General features: G+C 70.2%; 16 protein-coding genes. 10 read left to right on the top strand and 6 right to left on the bottom strand.

The features are described 5' to 3' along the window. Window positions 1-64: 64 nt before the first annotated feature. From CK500_RS07870 to CK500_RS07910, 9 genes are all read left to right on the top strand, one after another. Window positions 65-1,231 (top strand): thiolase domain-containing protein, encoded by a 1,167-nt coding sequence (locus CK500_RS07870; protein WP_095636682.1) that lies wholly within the window; start codon window positions 65-67, stop codon window positions 1,229-1,231. Further along, entirely contained in the window at window positions 1,228-1,641 is a 414-nt protein-coding gene (locus CK500_RS07875) for a Zn-ribbon domain-containing OB-fold protein (protein ID WP_095636683.1), read from the top strand. The genes CK500_RS07870 and CK500_RS07875 overlap by 4 nt, the downstream gene beginning before the upstream one ends. A 73-nt stretch (window positions 1,642-1,714) precedes the next feature. Then, window positions 1,715-4,489 (top strand): hybrid sensor histidine kinase/response regulator, encoded by a 2,775-nt coding sequence (locus tag CK500_RS07880; protein WP_095636684.1) that lies wholly within the window; start codon window positions 1,715-1,717, stop codon window positions 4,487-4,489. A gap of 330 nt (window positions 4,490-4,819) precedes the next feature. Further along, window positions 4,820-6,574, top strand: a complete 1,755-nt coding sequence (locus CK500_RS07885) for a DEAD/DEAH box helicase (protein WP_095636685.1) — start codon at window positions 4,820-4,822, stop codon at window positions 6,572-6,574. Beyond that, window positions 6,567-7,724, top strand: coding sequence for a hypothetical protein (locus CK500_RS07890; protein WP_095636686.1), 1,158 nt, complete (start codon window positions 6,567-6,569; stop codon window positions 7,722-7,724). Before CK500_RS07885 ends, CK500_RS07890 begins: the two co-directional genes overlap by 8 nt. 79 nt (window positions 7,725-7,803) lie before the next feature. Next, window positions 7,804-8,214: a hypothetical protein gene (locus CK500_RS07895; protein ID WP_095636687.1), complete on the top strand. Its 411-nt coding sequence runs from the start codon at window positions 7,804-7,806 to the stop codon at window positions 8,212-8,214. Next, the gene (locus CK500_RS07900; RefSeq protein WP_095636688.1) at window positions 8,211-8,804 is read left to right on the top strand and encodes an MOSC domain-containing protein; all 594 of its coding nucleotides are present in this window, start codon (window positions 8,211-8,213) and stop codon (window positions 8,802-8,804) included. Before CK500_RS07895 ends, CK500_RS07900 begins: the two co-directional genes overlap by 4 nt. 87 nt (window positions 8,805-8,891) lie before the next feature. Continuing rightward, window positions 8,892-10,064, top strand: a complete 1,173-nt coding sequence (locus CK500_RS07905; RefSeq protein WP_095636689.1) for an MFS transporter — start codon at window positions 8,892-8,894, stop codon at window positions 10,062-10,064. Between the two features lie 106 nt (window positions 10,065-10,170). After that, window positions 10,171-10,995: a PHP domain-containing protein gene (locus tag CK500_RS07910; protein ID WP_095636690.1), complete on the top strand. Its 825-nt coding sequence runs from the start codon at window positions 10,171-10,173 to the stop codon at window positions 10,993-10,995. Window positions 10,996-11,016: 21 nt separating this feature from the next. Here the strand turns inward: CK500_RS07910 and CK500_RS07915 are convergent, their stop codons facing one another. The 5 genes from CK500_RS07915 to CK500_RS07935 form a co-directional block, all read right to left on the bottom strand. Continuing rightward, entirely contained in the window at window positions 11,017-11,760 is a 744-nt protein-coding gene (locus tag CK500_RS07915) for a ThuA domain-containing protein (RefSeq protein ID WP_095636691.1), read from the bottom strand. Between the two features lie 118 nt (window positions 11,761-11,878). Next, window positions 11,879-12,493, bottom strand: a complete 615-nt coding sequence (cmk, locus tag CK500_RS07920; protein ID WP_095636692.1) for a (d)CMP kinase — start codon at window positions 12,491-12,493, stop codon at window positions 11,879-11,881. A gap of 729 nt (window positions 12,494-13,222) precedes the next feature. Further along, window positions 13,223-13,792 carry a hypoxanthine/guanine phosphoribosyltransferase gene (gene hpt / locus CK500_RS07925; protein ID WP_095636693.1) on the bottom strand — a complete coding sequence of 190 codons (570 nt, stop codon included), beginning with the start codon at window positions 13,790-13,792 and terminating at the stop codon, window positions 13,223-13,225. A 90-nt stretch (window positions 13,793-13,882) separates the two neighbouring features. Next, entirely contained in the window at window positions 13,883-14,662 is a 780-nt protein-coding gene (locus CK500_RS07930; RefSeq protein WP_095636694.1) for an enoyl-CoA hydratase/isomerase family protein, read from the bottom strand. Between the two features lie 134 nt (window positions 14,663-14,796). Further along, on the bottom strand, window positions 14,797-15,018 hold the full coding sequence (locus CK500_RS07935; protein WP_095636695.1) for a hypothetical protein: 222 nt from the start codon (window positions 15,016-15,018) through the stop codon (window positions 14,797-14,799). 105 nt (window positions 15,019-15,123) lie between these two features. Between CK500_RS07935 and aroC the strand changes: the two genes are divergently transcribed. Continuing rightward, window positions 15,124-16,311 (top strand): chorismate synthase, encoded by a 1,188-nt coding sequence (gene aroC, locus CK500_RS07940; protein WP_095636696.1) that lies wholly within the window; start codon window positions 15,124-15,126, stop codon window positions 16,309-16,311. 66 nt (window positions 16,312-16,377) lie between these two features. Here aroC and CK500_RS07945 read toward each other — a convergent pair whose 3' ends face one another. Beyond that, window positions 16,378-16,776: a nucleic acid-binding protein gene (locus tag CK500_RS07945; RefSeq protein WP_233138944.1), complete on the bottom strand. Its 399-nt coding sequence runs from the start codon at window positions 16,774-16,776 to the stop codon at window positions 16,378-16,380. Between the last annotated feature and the right edge of the window lie 33 nt (window positions 16,777-16,809).

A 16,809-nucleotide genomic window follows, 5' to 3' on the forward strand; every position in this document is an offset into this window, starting at 1 on the left:
ACAGTGTTGGCAGTCCTCCACCGGTTCCGGCAGGGATAAACCGGTCCCGGATTATCGTTCGTGTATGACCGACGTACGCGTCGCCGGGGTCGGCCTCACGCGCTTCGGGAGCCACCCGGACCGGACCGGCCGCGACCTCTTCGCGACGGCCGCGCTGCGGGCGTTCGAGGACGCCGGCGTCCCGCGCGAGGACGTCGAGGAGCTGAACTACGGCAACTTCATGGGTGCGCTCGCCGAGCACCAGGGCCACCAGGCCCCGCTCATGGCCGAGGCGGCCGGCGTGAACTGCCCGTCGACCCGCTACGAGGAGGCGTGCGCCTCGGCCGGTGTCGCGGTCCGCGAGGCGGTCCGGACCGTCCGCGCGGGCGACGCCGACGTGGCGCTGGCCGGCGGGATGGAGCGCATGACCAACCTCCCGACCGACGAGGTGACCGAGGGGCTCGCCATCGCCGCCGACGACCTGTTCGAGGTGCGGGCCGGGGTGACGTTCCCCGGCGCGTACGCGCTGATGGCCAACGCCTACTTCGACGCGTTCGGCGGGGGCCGCGAGGACCTCGCGCACGTCGCCGCGAAGAACCACGCGAACGCGGTCCCCAACGAGTACGCCCAGTACCGCAAGGAGGTGTCCGTCGAGGAGGCGCTGGACGCCCCGCCCGTCGCCGAGCCGCTCCACCTCTACGACGCCTGCCCGATCACCGACGGGGCCAGCGCGCTCGTGATCGTCTCCGAGGAGTACGCGGCCGAACACGACGTGGACGCCCCGGTCGCGGTGACGGGAACCGGGCAGGGGACCGACCGGATGGCGCTCGCGGACCGCGAGCATCTCGCGCGCACGCCCGCGGCCGACGACGCGGCCGACGCGGCCTACGCCGACGCCGGGGTCGGCCCGGACGACGTCGACGTGGCGGAGGTCCACGACTGCTTCACCGTCGCGGAGGTGCTCGCGACGGAGTCGCTCGGCTTCTTCGAGCCCGGCGAGGGGATCGCCGCCGCCCGAGACGGTGTCACGACCGCCGACGGCGACCTCCCCGTGAATCTCTCCGGCGGCCTGAAGGCGAAGGGGCATCCGGTCGGCGCGACCGGCGGCTCGCAGATCGCGGAGCTCACCCGACTGTTGCGCGGCGACCACCCCAACAGCGAGCACGTCGCCGACGCCGAGGTGGGGGTCGCCCACAACGCCGGCGGGACCGTGGCCAGCGCGGTCGTCCACGTGCTGGAGGTGGCGGAATGAGCGACGACGCCCCGGCGCCCGCGAGCAACGGCGGCTACGACGAGTGGCTCGACGCGCTCGCGGACGGCGAGGGGTACGCCCTCGTCTGTCCGGACGGCCACGGGTCGCTCCCCCCGCGGCGGGTGTGTCCCGAGTGCGGATCCGCGTCGCTCTCGGCGGAGCCGCTCGCCGAGACCGGAACGGTCGAGACGCACAGCGTCGTCCACGTCGCCGGGCCCCGGTTCGCCGACGACACCCCGTACGCGACCGCGATCGCCGACTTCGGGCCGGTCCGGCTCACGGGCGTCCTGCGCGGGGTCGACCCCGAGACCGACGCCGTCGCGGTCGGCGACCGGGTGGCGGTCGGCCTCGAGGAGCGCGCCACCGACGGGGAGCCGCTCGTCGTCTTCCGGCCGGCCGGCGGGGAGTAGTCGCGTCTCGTCGCTGGCGTCTCGTCCGAGACGGTCCAAACGGTTATGTCGGGGTCACGAGTATCCCGAGTCCATGAGCGACCGCATCCGCGTGCTCCACGTCGAGGACGACCCGGACCTCGCGGAGATCACCGCGTCGTTCCTCGAACGGGAGGATCCGCGGATCGCGGTCGAGACCGCTTCGGACGCCGCCGAGGGGCTCGAACGACTCGACGACCCCGACGCCGAAATCGACTGTATCGTCTCCGACCACGACATGCCGGGCCGGAACGGGATCGAACTCCTGGAGGCGGTCCGCGAGCGCGACCCGGAGATCCCCTTCGTCCTCTACACCGGGAAGGGGTCGGAGTCGGTCGCCAGCGAGGCGATCTCCGCGGGCGTGACGGACTACCTCCAGAAGGGCGGCGGCACGGAGCAGTACGAGATCCTCGCGAACCGCGTCGTCGACGCGGTCGAGAAGTGCCGGATCGAGCGGGAGGCCGACCGCACGCGGGCGCACCTGCAGGCGATCACCGACCACTCGATGGACGCGATCGTCACCATCGACGCCGACAGCCGGATCCGGTTCGCGAACCCGGCGGTCGAGCGGCTGTTCGGCTACCCGCCCGCGGAGCTGGAGGGCGAACCGCTGACGACGCTGATGCCGGAACGGAAGCGGGAGGCGCATCGTGGGGCCCTCGAGCGGTACTGCGAGACCGGAGAGCGCTCGATCGACTGGTCGGCCGTCGAGTTCCCGGGCACCCACCGCGACGGCCACGAGATCCCCCTGTCGATCTCCTTCGGGGAGTTCGAGGAGAACGGCGAGCGCCGGTTCGTCGGGATCATCCGGGACGTGACGGAGCGAGAGCGCCACCGCGCGTTCGTGGAACAGTCCAGCGACATCGTCACCGCGCTCGACGCGGACGGGACGTTCCAGTACGCGAGCCCCTCGGTCGAGCGGATCCTCGGCCACGAGCCGGCGGAGATGGTGGGCGAGTACGCGTTCTCGTACGTCCACCCGGAAGACCGCGAGCGCGTCCTCGAGACGTTCGCGCGGTCGGTCACGGGCGAGGAGCCCAATCCGACGGTCGAATACCGGCTGGCGGACGCGGACGGAGGGTACCTGTGGGTGGAGTCGGTCGGGAGCAACCGGCTCGACGAGTACGGCGTCGGCGGGTTCGTGATCAACACCCGCGACATCTCGGACCGCAAGCGCCGCGAGGAGAAGCTGTCGCGGCTCCGCGAGTGGACGCGGGACCTCAACTACACGCGAACGGTGGCGGAAACGACGCAGCTGGCGGTCGACGCGGCGGACGAGATCGTCGGCGCGGGGCTCAGCGGGATTCACCTCCTGAACGAGGCCGGCGACGAGCTCGAACCCGCCGCGCTCGCCGAGTCGGTGCCGGCGTTCTTCGATGAGCAGCCGTCCTACGACGGGGACGCCCCCGCTGGAACGCGCGCGGCCCTCGCGTGGGAGGCGTACCGGGGCGACGAGCCGCTCTCGATCGGCGAGCTGTCGACGTACGAACCGCTCGACGAGGAGACCCCCGCGGAGAGCATCGTCCTCCACCCCATCGGCGACCACGGGCTGTTCGTCATCTCCTCGGCTGAGCCGCACGCGTTCACCGAGACCGACGTGCTCATCGCGGAGATCCTCGCGAACCACTTGGAGGCCGCGTTGGACCGGGTCGCCCGCGAGACCAGCTTGGAGCGGCTCCACGACGCGACCCGGAGCCTGATACGCGCCGACTCCCCGGAGGGGATCGCCGAGCGCGTCGTCGAGGCGGCCGAGGAGGTGCTCGGCTTCTCCGTGGTCACCGTCCGGCTGTACGACGAGGAGGCCGGCGGGCTCGTCCCCGTCGGAGTCTCGGCGGGGGTCGAAGCGGTGCTCCCCGAGCGGACCGTGTTCACTCCCGACGGCGGGAGCCTCAACTGGGAGGCGTTCGAGGCGGGCGAGCCCCGCGTGTACGACGACATCGAGGCGTCCGAGGGGGTCGACGCCGGGACGGGGCTCCGGAGCCTGATGGTCCTCCCCGTCGGCGAGCACGGGACCATCGCCATCGGCGAGACGGAACCGGACGTGTTCGACGGCACCGACGAGCACCTCGCGCGGATCCTCGCGACCGCGACCGAGACGGCGCTCAACGCCGCGGCGCGGACCAGCCGGCTCCACGAGCGGAGCGCGGAGCTGGAGCGCCAGAACGACCGGCTGGCGGAGTTCGCCAGCGTCGTCTCCCACGACCTCCGGAACCCGCTGAACGTGGCGCAGGGGCGGGTGGAGCTGGCCCGCGACGAGTGCGACAGCGAGCACCTCGACGCCGTCGCGGGGGCCCACGAGCGGATGGACACGCTGATCGCCGACCTGCTCACGCTCGCTCGCGAAGGCGAACGGGTGAGCGAGACGCGGCCGGTCCGGCTCTCCGCCGTCGTCGAGTCCTGCTGGCAGACCGTCGAGACGGCCGACGCGACGCTGACCGTCGAGTCGGACCTCTGGCTCCGGGCCGACGAGAGCCGGCTCAGACAGCTCGTCGAGAACCTGGTGCGGAACGCGGTCGAGCACGGCGGCGACGACGTGTCGATCACCGTGGGCGCGCTCGGCGGTGAGGAGACGGACGGGGAAGCCGGAGCGGGTGGCGAAGCCGCCGACGAGGTCGGCTTCTTCGTCGAGGACGACGGGCCGGGGATCCCCGCGGCGGACCGCGATCAGGTGTTCGACGCCGGCTACTCCACCTCACAGGAGGGGACCGGTTTCGGCCTTCGGATCGTCGAGCAGGTGGCGACGGCCCACGGCTGGTCGGTCCGGGTCGCCGAGGGCCGCGACGGCGGCGCGCGGTTCGAGGTGACGGGCGTGGAACGGGCGGAGGAGTGAGATAGCCGGGGCGTGCGAATCCCCTGATCGATGGCTGGAGTGAGTTTCGCACGGTAGTGGAGTGGTCATTTATAAGTCGGATGATGGTGGTGCTGTCGGATGTTTATAAGCGATCGTCGCCGTCGCTCACGGCTGTTTAAATACTGTCTCGCCGCTACTGATCTGCAATACCCACTCTCCAACCGCCGCTGTGTCCGTACTGATCGCAGCGGGAACGGACGTATCGCTTTCCGCGATTTTCAACGGGACGATTTATAAGCGATCGACCCGCCGCTCCCGCGGACGTTCCGTCTGCGTAACGTATTTGCCGGCCACCCGCCTCCGACGGGTATGGACGACGAGGACCTCGTGTCGGTCGAGGTCACCCACGAACCGCCGGACGATCTCCTCAAGGCGCTCGACGAGGGTGAACCGGAGACGGCCCACTGGGCCGGTCTGACCGCGACGCGGCTTCGACACGGCGAGGCCTCCAAGGAGCTCCGCTCGCTGGCCGCCGTCGACGAGGCGGAGGTCAAACTGCTGGAACACCAGGTCGACGCCGCCCACCGGGCGCTGTTCGACATGAACGGAAAGGCCCTCCTGGCGGACGAGGTGGGCCTCGGCAAGACGATCGAGGTCGGGATGATCCTGAAGGAGATGCACTTCCGGGACACCGACGACTCGGTGCTCGTCTTGACCCCCGCGCAGCTCGCCAAGCAGTGGCAAGCCGAGATGGGAGAGAAGTTCGGACTGGAGTTCGTCTGCAACTACGACGACGAGTTCGAGGGGTTCGACGCCCACGACCACGTCATCGCCAGCATCGACACGGCGAAAAGCGATCGCCACCGGGCGACCGTCCTCGCCCGCGACTGGGACGTGCTGGTCCTCGACGAGGCGCACTACGTCAAAAACGAGGACACCGACCGCTACGAGCTGATCGAACGCATCTCGTACGACTACGCCTTCTTCCTCACCGCCACTCCGATCCAGAACGATCTCACGGACCTGTACAACATCGTCACGCTCCTCCGGCCGGGGCTGTTCGGCTCTCGGGAGGTGTTCCATCGGTATTTCATCGACGGCGATCAGGAGACGCTGGTCAACCGAAACGAGCTGCAAGAGCGGCTCGAGCAGGTGATGATCCGGAACCGACGCGAGGAGACGGACATCGACTTCACGGAGCGACACGTCGACACTCGGACCTTCGAGCCGAGCCGCGCGGAACGGGAGCTGTACGAGGCGGTCTCGGAGTACGTCAAAGGCGCCTACGGTCGGGATCAGGGCCAGAAGCTCGTCTTGATGCTCCTCCAGAAGGAGGTGGTCTCCAGTCCGGCCGCCCTCCGGAAGACGATCGAGAAACGACTCTACGAGCAGGGAGAGCTCACACACAAGGCCGAGTTGGAGTCGATCCTGGAGGCGATCGACGCGATCGAGACGGTCACGAAACGGGAGCGACTGCTGGACATCGTCGAGGAGGCCCGCGAGCGGGTCGAGATGGGCCGCGTCATCGTGTTCACCCAGTTCCGCGCCACCCAGGACCGGATCATCGAGCGGCTCGCCCGGGAGGGGTACGAGACCCACGCGTTCCACGGCGGCCACTCCAGCCGCGAGAAAGAGGAGATCGTCGCCGCCTTCGAGGAACGCGGCGGGGTGCTCGTCTCGACGGACGCGATGAACGAGGGGCGGAACCTCCAGTTCTGTAACATCATGGTCAACTACGACCTCCCGTGGAACCCCATGAAGGTCGAACAGCGGATCGGCCGCATCCACCGGATCGGACAGAAGCGCGCGGTGTACGTCTTCAACATGGCGCTCGAAGACACCGTCGAGGAGCACGTCCTCGATCGGCTCTACCACAAGATCGACCTCTTCCAGCAGTCGGTCGGCGAGCTGAGCTCGATCCTCACCCGGCTCGAGGACTCCGGGACGAGCTTCGAAGACGAGATCTTCGAGCGCCTGGTCAGTGCCGGCTCGGAGGTCGACTTGGAGAACGACTTCGACGCCATGGCCGTCGACCTGCGGGAACAGCGCGATCTGGCCCGGAAGGTCGAGGAGTTCAACAGCGGCGTGTTCCGGGGGTTCGATCTGGGGGCCGACGATGAGTGACGCGTCGCTGTCCGTCACGCAGGCCCGCGTCGAGCGGTTCGCCGAGCGCTACCTCGAGGCGGTCGGCTGTTCCGTGCGCGAGCGGGGCGACGAGCTCGTCGTCACCGTTCCCGAGACCGCGAGAACGGACCTGTTCGAGGCGGGGACGACGACGATCGTGTGCGCCGCCGACCCCGAGCGTATCGGGGCCGACCTCGCGCTCCACCCCGAAAGCGAGACGTTCCGGTCGCTGTTGCGCGAGGCGGCCGACCGGGCGCCGATCGGCCGCGTCGAGCTCGCGGCCGCGGACGCCGAGGTCCGACTCCCCGGGTGGCTCGTCGAGAGCGAGGCGACCGTCACCGACACGGAGTTTTCGCCGTACTACGACCGGACCGCGGTCGTCGGGCTGTTCCGGATCGGGGTCGAGACCGTCAGCGAGTACCAGACCGACGTGCTCCGCGCCGGCGCCGTCGACGCGGACTCGCTGCGCGAGCTGCCGGCGCTCGCCGACCGACTGCTCGCCCGGGCGACGCCCGACTCGGCACCGCTCGAGGCCGCCGCGACGACCCTCGACGAGGACGCCGTCCGAGAGGCGGTCGACGCCCTGGGCGAGCGCATCGTCGAGCGGGTTCGGCCGACGATCGCGGAGATACGAGAGGGCGCGACGCGCGCCGCGGGCGCCGAGCTGGACGAGTACCGACAGCTGCAGGACCAGCGCATCGACGAGCTCGAAGCCGAGATATCGAGCGTCTCCGACGCGATAGAGCGGCTGAGCACGGCCGCCGAGGCGGTCGACAGCCAGGCGGAACGGCTGGAAACGCTCCGGGAGCGGAAGGAGCTGAAGGCGAAACGCGCCGAGCTGCGGGACGAGCTGACCGAGCTGACGGACGCCCGCGCGGCGGGATTTCCGGAAAAGCGCCGCGAGGTGGGTGACAGGCACGGTCTCGAGGTCGCGGTCGAGCCGCTGACCGTGACCGAGCTCCGGTACGTCCAGGGCGAACTGGAGGTGTCGATAGCGGACGCCGCGGACCGAACGACCCTCCGCGTCGGCTACGGGGCCGGCGTCGGGGTGACCGAACCCCTGGCGTGTGAGCGCTGCGGATCGACCCTGTCGGCCGCGAACCCGCTCCGACTCGACGGCGAGACGGTCTGCTGTACGTCCTGTCGGTAGCGCCCCGGGCGGCCGAGCGGGCACGCGGCCGACCGCCGGGACCCGAACGTTGAGTACCGTCCGGAGCCGGGGATCGGTCGTGAGCACCCAGCCCGAACCCGCCTCTGACGGCGCCGGCTCCGCGTCGGAAGCCGCCGGCGACGCCGACGCGACCGACCGACGGTTCGACGGGCCGTGGCTGCGCGTCCTCGCGATCGCCGCCGGCGGCTGGACCCTGCTGTACGCGCTCGACTGGGCGCTGCTCTCGGCCGGCACCCCGGCCGGCGCCGCCGCGGGGTTCGCCCACGGCTACCTGCTCGCGCCGCTCGCGACCGCGGCTGTCCTCCTCGACGCGCTCTCGCTCGCCGAGCGAGGGGTCGCCGATCTCGGCCTTTTCAAGTGGCTCTACGCGGTCGCCGCGCTGGTCGCCCCGCCGGTCGCGGTCGTCTACTACGCGCACCGCGAGTGGCTGAAACCGGACCGGCCGGCCCTGCTCGGAGGCGCGGGATGACTGACCACGACAGCGACGCCGCCGACCGCGACGGGCCGCGGACCGGTTCCGTCCGGGGGCTCGTCACCGCCGCCGAGAGCGGCGCCCCGCCCGAACTGCGGACCGCGGTCGCGATCCGCCCCGACGGGGTCGAGGGGGACCGGTACCGCCTCGGCGAGGGGACCTTCCAGCTCGACGGCTGCGCGGTCACGCTCGTCGCCGCCGAGGCGCTCGACGCGATCCGCGAGGAGACCGGGATCGACCTCGCCGACGGCCGCCATCGACGAAACGTCGTCGTCGAGGGGTTCGGCGCCGGGATGGACGACCTGCTCGACGCGACCGTCGCGGTCGGCGGGGCGCTCCTCAGACCCACCCGCCGCCGACCGCCCTGCGCGCACGTCGAGGAGCTGGCGGGGGCCGACGGGCTGGCTGCGGCCCTCGCGGAGCGCGGCGGCCTCTGCTGTGACGTGATCGAGCCCGGCCGCGTCGCCGTCGGCGATTCCGTCAGCGTCGCGGAGCCGGACCCTCGGAGCGCGGGCGCCGCGATCGCCGACCGGCTGCGGGAGCGCTCGTCCGACGGAGACCGCCGCTCCGGTTCGCACGGAGAGTGACCGTCGACGCGACCGCCCCTCGCGGCGTTGTCCGGTACCGAAAGCGTTGACCCGGAACCGGCCCGACTGGTCGCCAGTGACGGCCGGATGAGCTGGCAGTACCGCCACACGGTGCTGTCTTTGTGCATGCTCGCGTTCCTGGTGACCTACTTCGCCAGGCTGGCGATCAGCCCCGTGGTTCCGCTGATCGTCGACGACTTCGCGGTGTCGAACACCGCCATCGGCGTCGCGCTCTCCGGGATGTGGCTGGCGTACGGCGCCGCGCAGTTCCCCAGCGGCGTGCTCGCGGACCGCTTCGGCGAGCGGCGCGTGATCCTCGTCGCCGTCGGCGGGACCGCGGCGATGAGCGTGGTGCTCGGGCTGGCGCCCGTCTTCCCCGCGTTCGTGCTCGCGGCGGTCCTCCTGGGGCTCGTCGCCGGGCTCCACTACGCGGTGGCGACGACGCTGCTCTCGCGGACCTTCGACGACCTCGGGACCGCGATCGGGCTGCACTCGGTCGGCGGGCCGCTCGCGGGGCTCGTGGCGCCGGTCGCCGCCGCGTGGGTCGGAGTCCGGTACGGCTGGCGCCCCGCGGTCGCGCTGGCCGCGCTGGTCGGCGCGCCGGTGTTCCTGCTGTTCGCGTGGCGGGTCCGCCCGACCGAGCCTCGGCGCCCCGACCAGCCGATGCGGGACCGGTTCGCGCTCGCGCCCCTCGTCGAGCTCCTCTCGCGGCCGAGCGTCCTCCTCCCGCTGTTCATCGCGATGACCGGCACGTACGTGGTCCAGGGCGTGATGTCGTTTCTCCCGACCTTCCTCGTCGAATTCCGCGGCTACTCGCCGTCGCTCGCCGCCGGGGTGTTCTCGGCGTTCTTCGTCGTCCGGGCGGTCGCGCAGGTCGGGCTCGGTCGGCTGTCGGACAGCGCGGGCCGCGACGTCGCCATCGGCGCGGCGATGCTCGCGGGCGCGGTCGGGACCGCCGCCTTCGTCCTGGGCCCCGGGCTCGCCGGCGTCGCGGTCGCGGTGCTTCTGGCCGGCTCCGGCGCGAGCTTCTTCTCGGCGATCGACCCGCGGTTCATGGACGCGCTCGGCGACGCGGAGCGCGGCGCCGGATTCGGGCTCGTCCGCACGGTGTACACCGTGATCGGCTCCGCGGGTTCCGTCGGCGTCGGGCTCGCGGCCGACCTGTTCGGCTGGGGCGTCTCCTTCGCGATCCTGGCGGTGTTGTTCGGAGTCACGTTCGCCGTGCTCGTCGCGAACCGGGCGCTCGGGACGGGGTACTGAACGGGGGAGGGGAGCCGGGGGGAGCCGGGGGGAGCCGGGGGAGGCCGCGTGCCAACGGTTCGCACCCGACCCGAAACTACGAGTCGGTCCGGACCGAACTCGGCCCGTGCACGACTACCACGTCCACTCGAACTACTCTGACGGCGCGTTCCTCCGCCGGATGGTGGACGCCGCCGCCGAGGCGGGCGTCGACGGGGTGGGGATCGCCGACCACTGCAACGTCTCGCCCGACCCGAACGCGGAGCGGTTCAAGCGCGCCCTCGGCTTCAACCTCGACCTGACCTACGAGCGCCGGCGCGAGGCGATCGAGGCGGTCCGGGCGGACCCCGACGTCGCGGTCGACGTGTTCGACGCCGTGGAGATGGACTACGACCCCGCCCACGAGGCGGCGATCGGCGACTTCCTCGACGAGGCCGGGTTCGACTACGCGATCGGAAGCGTCCACGGCCTCGACGGCGCGAACGTCCACACGCGCTCGCACTTTGCCGACAAGCCGGCCGCGGAGCGACGGGAACTCGTCGACCGCTACTTCGAGAAGCTGGTCGCGCTGATCGATTCCGAGCTGTTCGCGATCGCCGCGCACCCGGACCTGATCGAGCGCAACCCGCACCTCCGCGGGCTCGCGACCGAGGACCACTACGCCGCCGTCGCCGAGGCGTTCCGCGACTCGCGGACCGTCCCGGAGATCAACGCCGGACGCCTGCTCGACGACTACGGCGAGTTCCACCCGGCGCCCGCCTTCTTGGACCGGCTCGCGGACGCGGGGCTCCGGGTCAGCGTCGGCACCGACAGCCACGAGCCGGGGGTCATCGCGCCCCGGCTCGACGAACTCGAGGCCGAACTGGACCGGCGCGGACTCGACCCCGTCCGGCCGGACGAGTTCGTCGACGCCGCCGACGCCGCCGACACTGCCGACACTGCCGACCGGTGACCCGGGCGCGGGCGGTCTCGGTCAGTGAACCGTCCGGTCGTCGTCGATGTCGATCCCCTCGATCGGGTCGGCGTTCCCGAACTCGGGCGTCGGGCCGTCGCCCGGCGTCGCCCACGCGACCGCGTTCCGGAGCACCTGCCGCACGTCGTCGTCGTAATAGATCGGGTACGTCTCGTGGCCGGGGCGGAAGTAGAACACCCGCCCGTTGCCGCGGCGGTAACAGCACCCCGAGCGGAACACCTCGCCGCCGGCGAACCAAGAGGTGAACACGAGCGTGTCCGGCGCGGGAACATCGAACCGCTCGCCGTACATCTCCGCCTCCGCCAGCTCGACGTACTCGCCGATCCCGTCGGCGATCGGATGACCCGGCTCGACGACCCACAGCCGCTCCGTCTCGGCGGCCTCCCGCCACTTGAGCGAGCAGCTGGTGCCCATCAGCCGCCTGAAGATCTTCGAGTAGTGCGCGGAGTGGAGGACCAACAGGCCCATCCCGTCGAGGACGCGCCCGCGCACGCGCTCGACGACCTCGTCGCGCACCTCGTCGTGCGCCGCGTGTCCCCACCACGCGAGCACGTCGGTGTCGTCTAACACCGCCTCGGTGAGCCCGTGGTCCGGCCCCTCGTCGAGGGTCGCGGTGCGGACCTCGTGGCCGCCCTCGCGGAGGGCGTCAGCGATGACCGCGTGGATCCCGTCGGGGTACACGTCGGCGACCGCGTCGCTCTCCCGCTCGTGACGGTACTCGTTCCAGACCGTGACGCGTGCCATGCGTCCCCTCCGCGGCCGACCGACTTGTAAGCGGGGCCGAAACGAGGCGCTCGGAAGGCAGAAACGGGGGCGTTCAGATGTCGAAACGGGGGCGTTCGGAAGGTCGAAGCGGGGGCGTTCAGATGTCGAAATCGGGCGTGTCGAACGCGCCCTCGTCAGATTCCACGTCGTATCCCTCGATCGCCGTGAGCGCCAGATCGAGCGTCGCCTCGGCGTCCCAGCGCCCCGTGTTGATCGCGAGGTCGTAGATGGAGCGGTCGGAGAGATCGATCCCGTAGTACGACTGGTAGCGCTGCTCTTCGATCACCTCGCGGACCTGCATCTCCGAGGTCATCTCCTCGCGGTCGAGGGTGCGGTCGGCGCGCACCTCGTCGGGCGCGTCGAGCCAGATCCGGATGTCCGCCCGGTTGCCGGCGATCCAGCCGGCGAGCCGCGACTCGAGGACGAACGCCTTGTTCGCGGTCCCCCACTTCTCGGCGATCCGGCGGAGCCGCTTGTCGAGCGCGCGGTCGATCTCCTCGGACTCGCCGGCCTTCGCGATCAGCTGCGAGAGGCTCATGTCGCGCTCGGCAGCGATCTCGCGGAACAGCTCGCCGCCGGAGACGTAGCCGCAGTCGAGCGCGGCCGCGATCCCCTCCACCAGCGTCGTCGCGCCGCAGCCCGGCGGCCCCGAGACGGTGACGAAGAGGTTCCGGTCGATCTCCCGTTCTGCCGTCGCCGAGGTTCCACTCATACGTGCGCCGCCACGGGCGGATCGCGGATAAACGGGCCGGTTCCCGCGAAGACGGTCCGCTTCGCGTGACCGCGGAGCGCGTCCCCGTCGAATTCGACGTAACGGCCCCACTGAACATCCCTCGTTCTGAGCGCTTCCTGAAACGAATCTCGCTGAAAACTGCTCCCTGATTGAATGTGAGAGTGGGTATTGCAGATCGATAGCGGCGAGACAGTATTTAAACAGCCGTGAGCGACAGGGACGATCGCTCATAAAGGACGCCGCGGTGGCGTGCGCCTCCGAGCGGGCCGAAGGTCCGCGAGGAGACCGCACGAGGGAGTCGGCGGCGACCAACGGGAGCCGCCGACGAGGCTGGGGAGGCGTGAGGCTGCGGTTGCTGTGCAGGGTGGGCTCAAAGGGACAGGCGTGAGGCGCCCAGAGACGATGCAAGCACCGCAGGAACGAGTGGAACGAGTGACGAGGAGCGCAGCGAGTGTCTGGGCGCCTCACGCCTGGGGCTTTGGAGGTCCTCGCCGTCGATCTCCAGTTAACCGTTTATAAGTGATCGCCTGAGGCTTTGGAGGTCTCCACCACAGACACATCGATCACTTATAAAAGCCGCCAGCATCACCACAATCCGACTTATAAACAACCGACTCACCGCAATGAGTCACGTGCTCCCGCTATCGATCAGTAGGTACTCGCCACGGACAGAGCGAAGGATCGAAAGGGAGACCGGGTTAGCTCCGGTCAGTCGTCGCCCTGCGCGTCGACGATGACGACCTCGCCGTCCTCGACGGTGACGTTGATCAGGGTCTTCACGTTGTAGTCGGTCTGGTCGAGCTCGTTTTCGCCCGCCTTCTTGATCACGGCGACCACGTCGACGACGTCCGCGCCGACCTCCTTCGTCAGCGCGTCGAGGATCGCCTTCATCGTGCCGCCCGTCGAGAGCACGTCGTCGAGCACGAGCACGCGGTCGCCCTCCTCCACGTCGTTGATGTACATCTCCGACTCGGAGTAGCCGGTCTCCTGGAACAGCGGGACCTCGCCGTCGAGGCCGTACTGACGCTTGCGGATGACGACCAGCGGGATGTCGGTCATCAGCGAGAGCGCGGTGGAGATGTGGATCCCCATCGCCGCGGGGGTGACGATCTTGTCGACGTTCTCCAGCTCGGCCTTCCGGATGATCCGGATGACGATCTCCCGGAGGAGCTCCGGTTTGAGCATGGGAACGCCGTCGCTGATCGGGTGGACGAAGTACTGGTACTCGCCTTTCTCGATGATCGGCGCGTCGAGGAGCGACTGCCGCAACTGGTCCATGTCGCCGGTACTCGGGCGGCTTAATAAAGCGTGGCGATTCCCCGGTTCCGTGAACCCCGATCGCACGGGCCGAGGAGGGGAACCGCCGCGCTACTCGAACTCCGGCTCCCGCTTCTCTAAGAACGCCCGCATCCCCTCGCGCTGGTCGTGGGTGCCGAACAGGCCGGCCCACGCCCGGCGCTCCAAGGCGAGCCCGCCCCGCTGGCTGCCGTCGTGGACCGCGTTGAGCGCCTCCTTCGCCGCGCGGGTCGCGAACGCGGGCTTCGCGGCCAGCGCCGCCGCCAGCTCGTCGATCCGGTCGTCGAACGCCTCGTCGGGGACGACTTCGCCGACGAGGCCGAGATCGGCCGCCTCCGCGGCGTCGACCCGCTCGCCGAGGAAGACCAGCCGCTTGGCCGTCTCGTCGCCGACCAGCCGCGAGAGCCGCTGGGTCCCGCCCCAGCCGGGGATGATGCCGAGGTCGATCTCGGTCTGTCCGATCACGGCGCTCTCGGCCGCGACGCGGAGGTCGCACGCGAGCGCGAGCTCCGAGCCGCCGCCGAACGCGTAGCCGTCGATCGCGGCGACCGTCGGCGCCGGGAACGACTCGATCGCGTCCGCGACGCGGTGGCCGAGCTCGGCGTACGCCTGCGCCTCCGGCGTCGACAGCTCGACCATGTAGGAGATGTCCGCGCCGGCGACGAACGCCTCGTCGCCCGCGCCGGCGAGCACGAGCGCGCGGGCGCCGGCCGCCTCGGCCTCAGCGAGCGCCGCCTCGATCGCTTCGAGCGTGTCGACGGTGAGGGCGTTGAGCTGGTCCGGTCGGTCGACGGTGAGCGTCGCGACGTCGGTCTCCGCGTCGACATCGAGCGTGATCGTGTCCCAGGCCATACCGGCCCCTCGCTCGCCGCCGTGAAAGTCGTTCGGCAGGCGGCCGCCCGCGGCGGCTCGCGGCGGCGGTCGAGCGGCCGCCCGCGGTGGCGGTCGAGAGGGACGGTTGAGACGGGCCGCAGAGAGCCGGGGCGTCAGATCTCCTCGCGGCTGTCGATCTCGCTGTAGATGTACCACGCGGTGGCGTACGCGCCGATGAACAGCAGGTAGCCGACGACGAGCCCGACGAGCTGGCGCGAGCCGAGCCCGCCCGGCAGCGTCCGCGAGAGGAGCCAGAGCGCGAACGCGAAGACGAGAAGCGAGAACAGCCCGGAGAGGGCGTACACGCCGAGATCGGAGGTGAGTCGATCGCGCACGCTCACGACAACGCGGTCCCGTGATAAACCATCTCCGGTCGCGGCGAGGCGTCGGTTGGTTGCGCGGATTGCAACCCCTATATGCCCTCGGCCATACGGTCGCGTATGAACGGGAACCGGTTCGGTCGGCTCTTCCAGGTGACGACGTACGGCGAGAGCCACGGCGACGCGATGGGCGTGACGGTCTCGGGCGTGCCCGCCGGCGTCGAGCTCGACGAGGCGGCCATCCAGGCGCAGCTCGACCGGCGCAAGCCGGGCCAGTCGATGATCACGACCTCTCGGGGCGAGCCCGACGAGGTCGTCGTCAACTCCGGCGTGCAGGACGGCTACACCACCGGCACGCCGATCGGCATGGTGATCCAGAACAAGGACGCGCGCTCGGGGAAGTACGAGCCGTACGTCACCGCGCCGCGCCCCTCGCACGGCGACTACACCTACTCCGCGAAGTTCGGCACGCGCAACTGGGGCGGCGGCGGGCGCTCCTCCGCGCGCGAGACGGTGAACTGGGTCGCGGCGGGCGCGGTCGCCGAGCAGGTGCTCGACGCCTCCGAGTACGACGTGGAGATCAAGGCACACGTGAACCGCATCGGCGACGTCGAGGCCGACGACGTGTCCTTCGAGCAGATCCTCGCGAACAGCGAGGACAACGACGTGCGCTGTGCCGACCCCGAGGCGGCCGCCGAGATGCAGGAGCTGATCGAGGAGTACCAGGAGGCGGGCGACTCCATCGGCGGCTCCATCTACTTCGAGTGCCGCGGCGTCCCGCGCGGGCTCGGCGCCCCGCGCTTCGACGGCTTCCCGAGCCGGCTCGGGCAGGCGATGTTCTCCATCCCGGCGACGACCGGCGTCGAGTTCGGGCTCGGGACGGACGCCGTGAACGTGTCCGGCAGCGAGCGCAACGAGGACTGGACGTTCGACGACGGCGAGTCGTTCGACCACGTCGCAAGCGAGGAGGGCGACCCGGTCCCGGTCGGCAACGACCACGGCGGACTACAGGGCGGAATCACGACCGGCGAGCCCATCTACGGCGAGGCGACGTGGCACGCGCCCACCTCGATCCCCAAGAAGCAGCGCTCCGCCGACTGGGAGACGGGCGAGGAGAAAGAGATTCAGGTCGTCGGGCGCCACGACCCCGTCCTCCCGCCGCGGGCCGTCCCCGTCGTCGAGGCCATGCTCTACTGCACCGTCCTCGACTTCATGCTGCTCGCCGGGCGGATCAACCCCGACCGCGTGGACAACAGTCCGGGGCGGTACGACACCGACTACCACCCGAGCAGTCCGGACAACGAGTAGCGACAAGAAGCTCAACACGCAGAAGAAGGAAACAACGGCCCCAGAATGTATCCGTCTTCTCCTCGATTATCGGGTTTCGTCTAACAGTTCGATACCGCGCTCGATCACCGCGTCAGTGGTGAACAGACTCGTCTCTCGCTGAAGCGCTCGCATTTGCGTGGCAGCCTCGTCGGCGTCGAGTCGTCCGCGACCGTGTGCGAGAGCGATGACACCGATCGATCCGTGTACCTCGATCCCAGCGTCTGCCGCCGACTCGCGGGCCGCGAGGTCATCCGTTAGCAGAGTGACCTTACGCTCTCTCGCGATCGATATCGCTGCGCTCTCGCCGACATCCAAATCGCCCGTTTTCTTCTCCTCGGCATCGGTTTCGACGAGTTCGTACGACACGTCGGCCAGCCCGGGCGGAACGCCGCCCGCTTCGATCTCTGCGTACACCGTCTCTGGGACGAGGAGCCCGTCAAACACGGAAAGGAGTCCGAGTGAGTCGATCTCAGCGAG

This window comes from Halorubrum salipaludis, assembly GCF_002286985.1.
Taxonomy (GTDB): domain Archaea; phylum Halobacteriota; class Halobacteria; order Halobacteriales; family Haloferacaceae; genus Halorubrum; species Halorubrum salipaludis.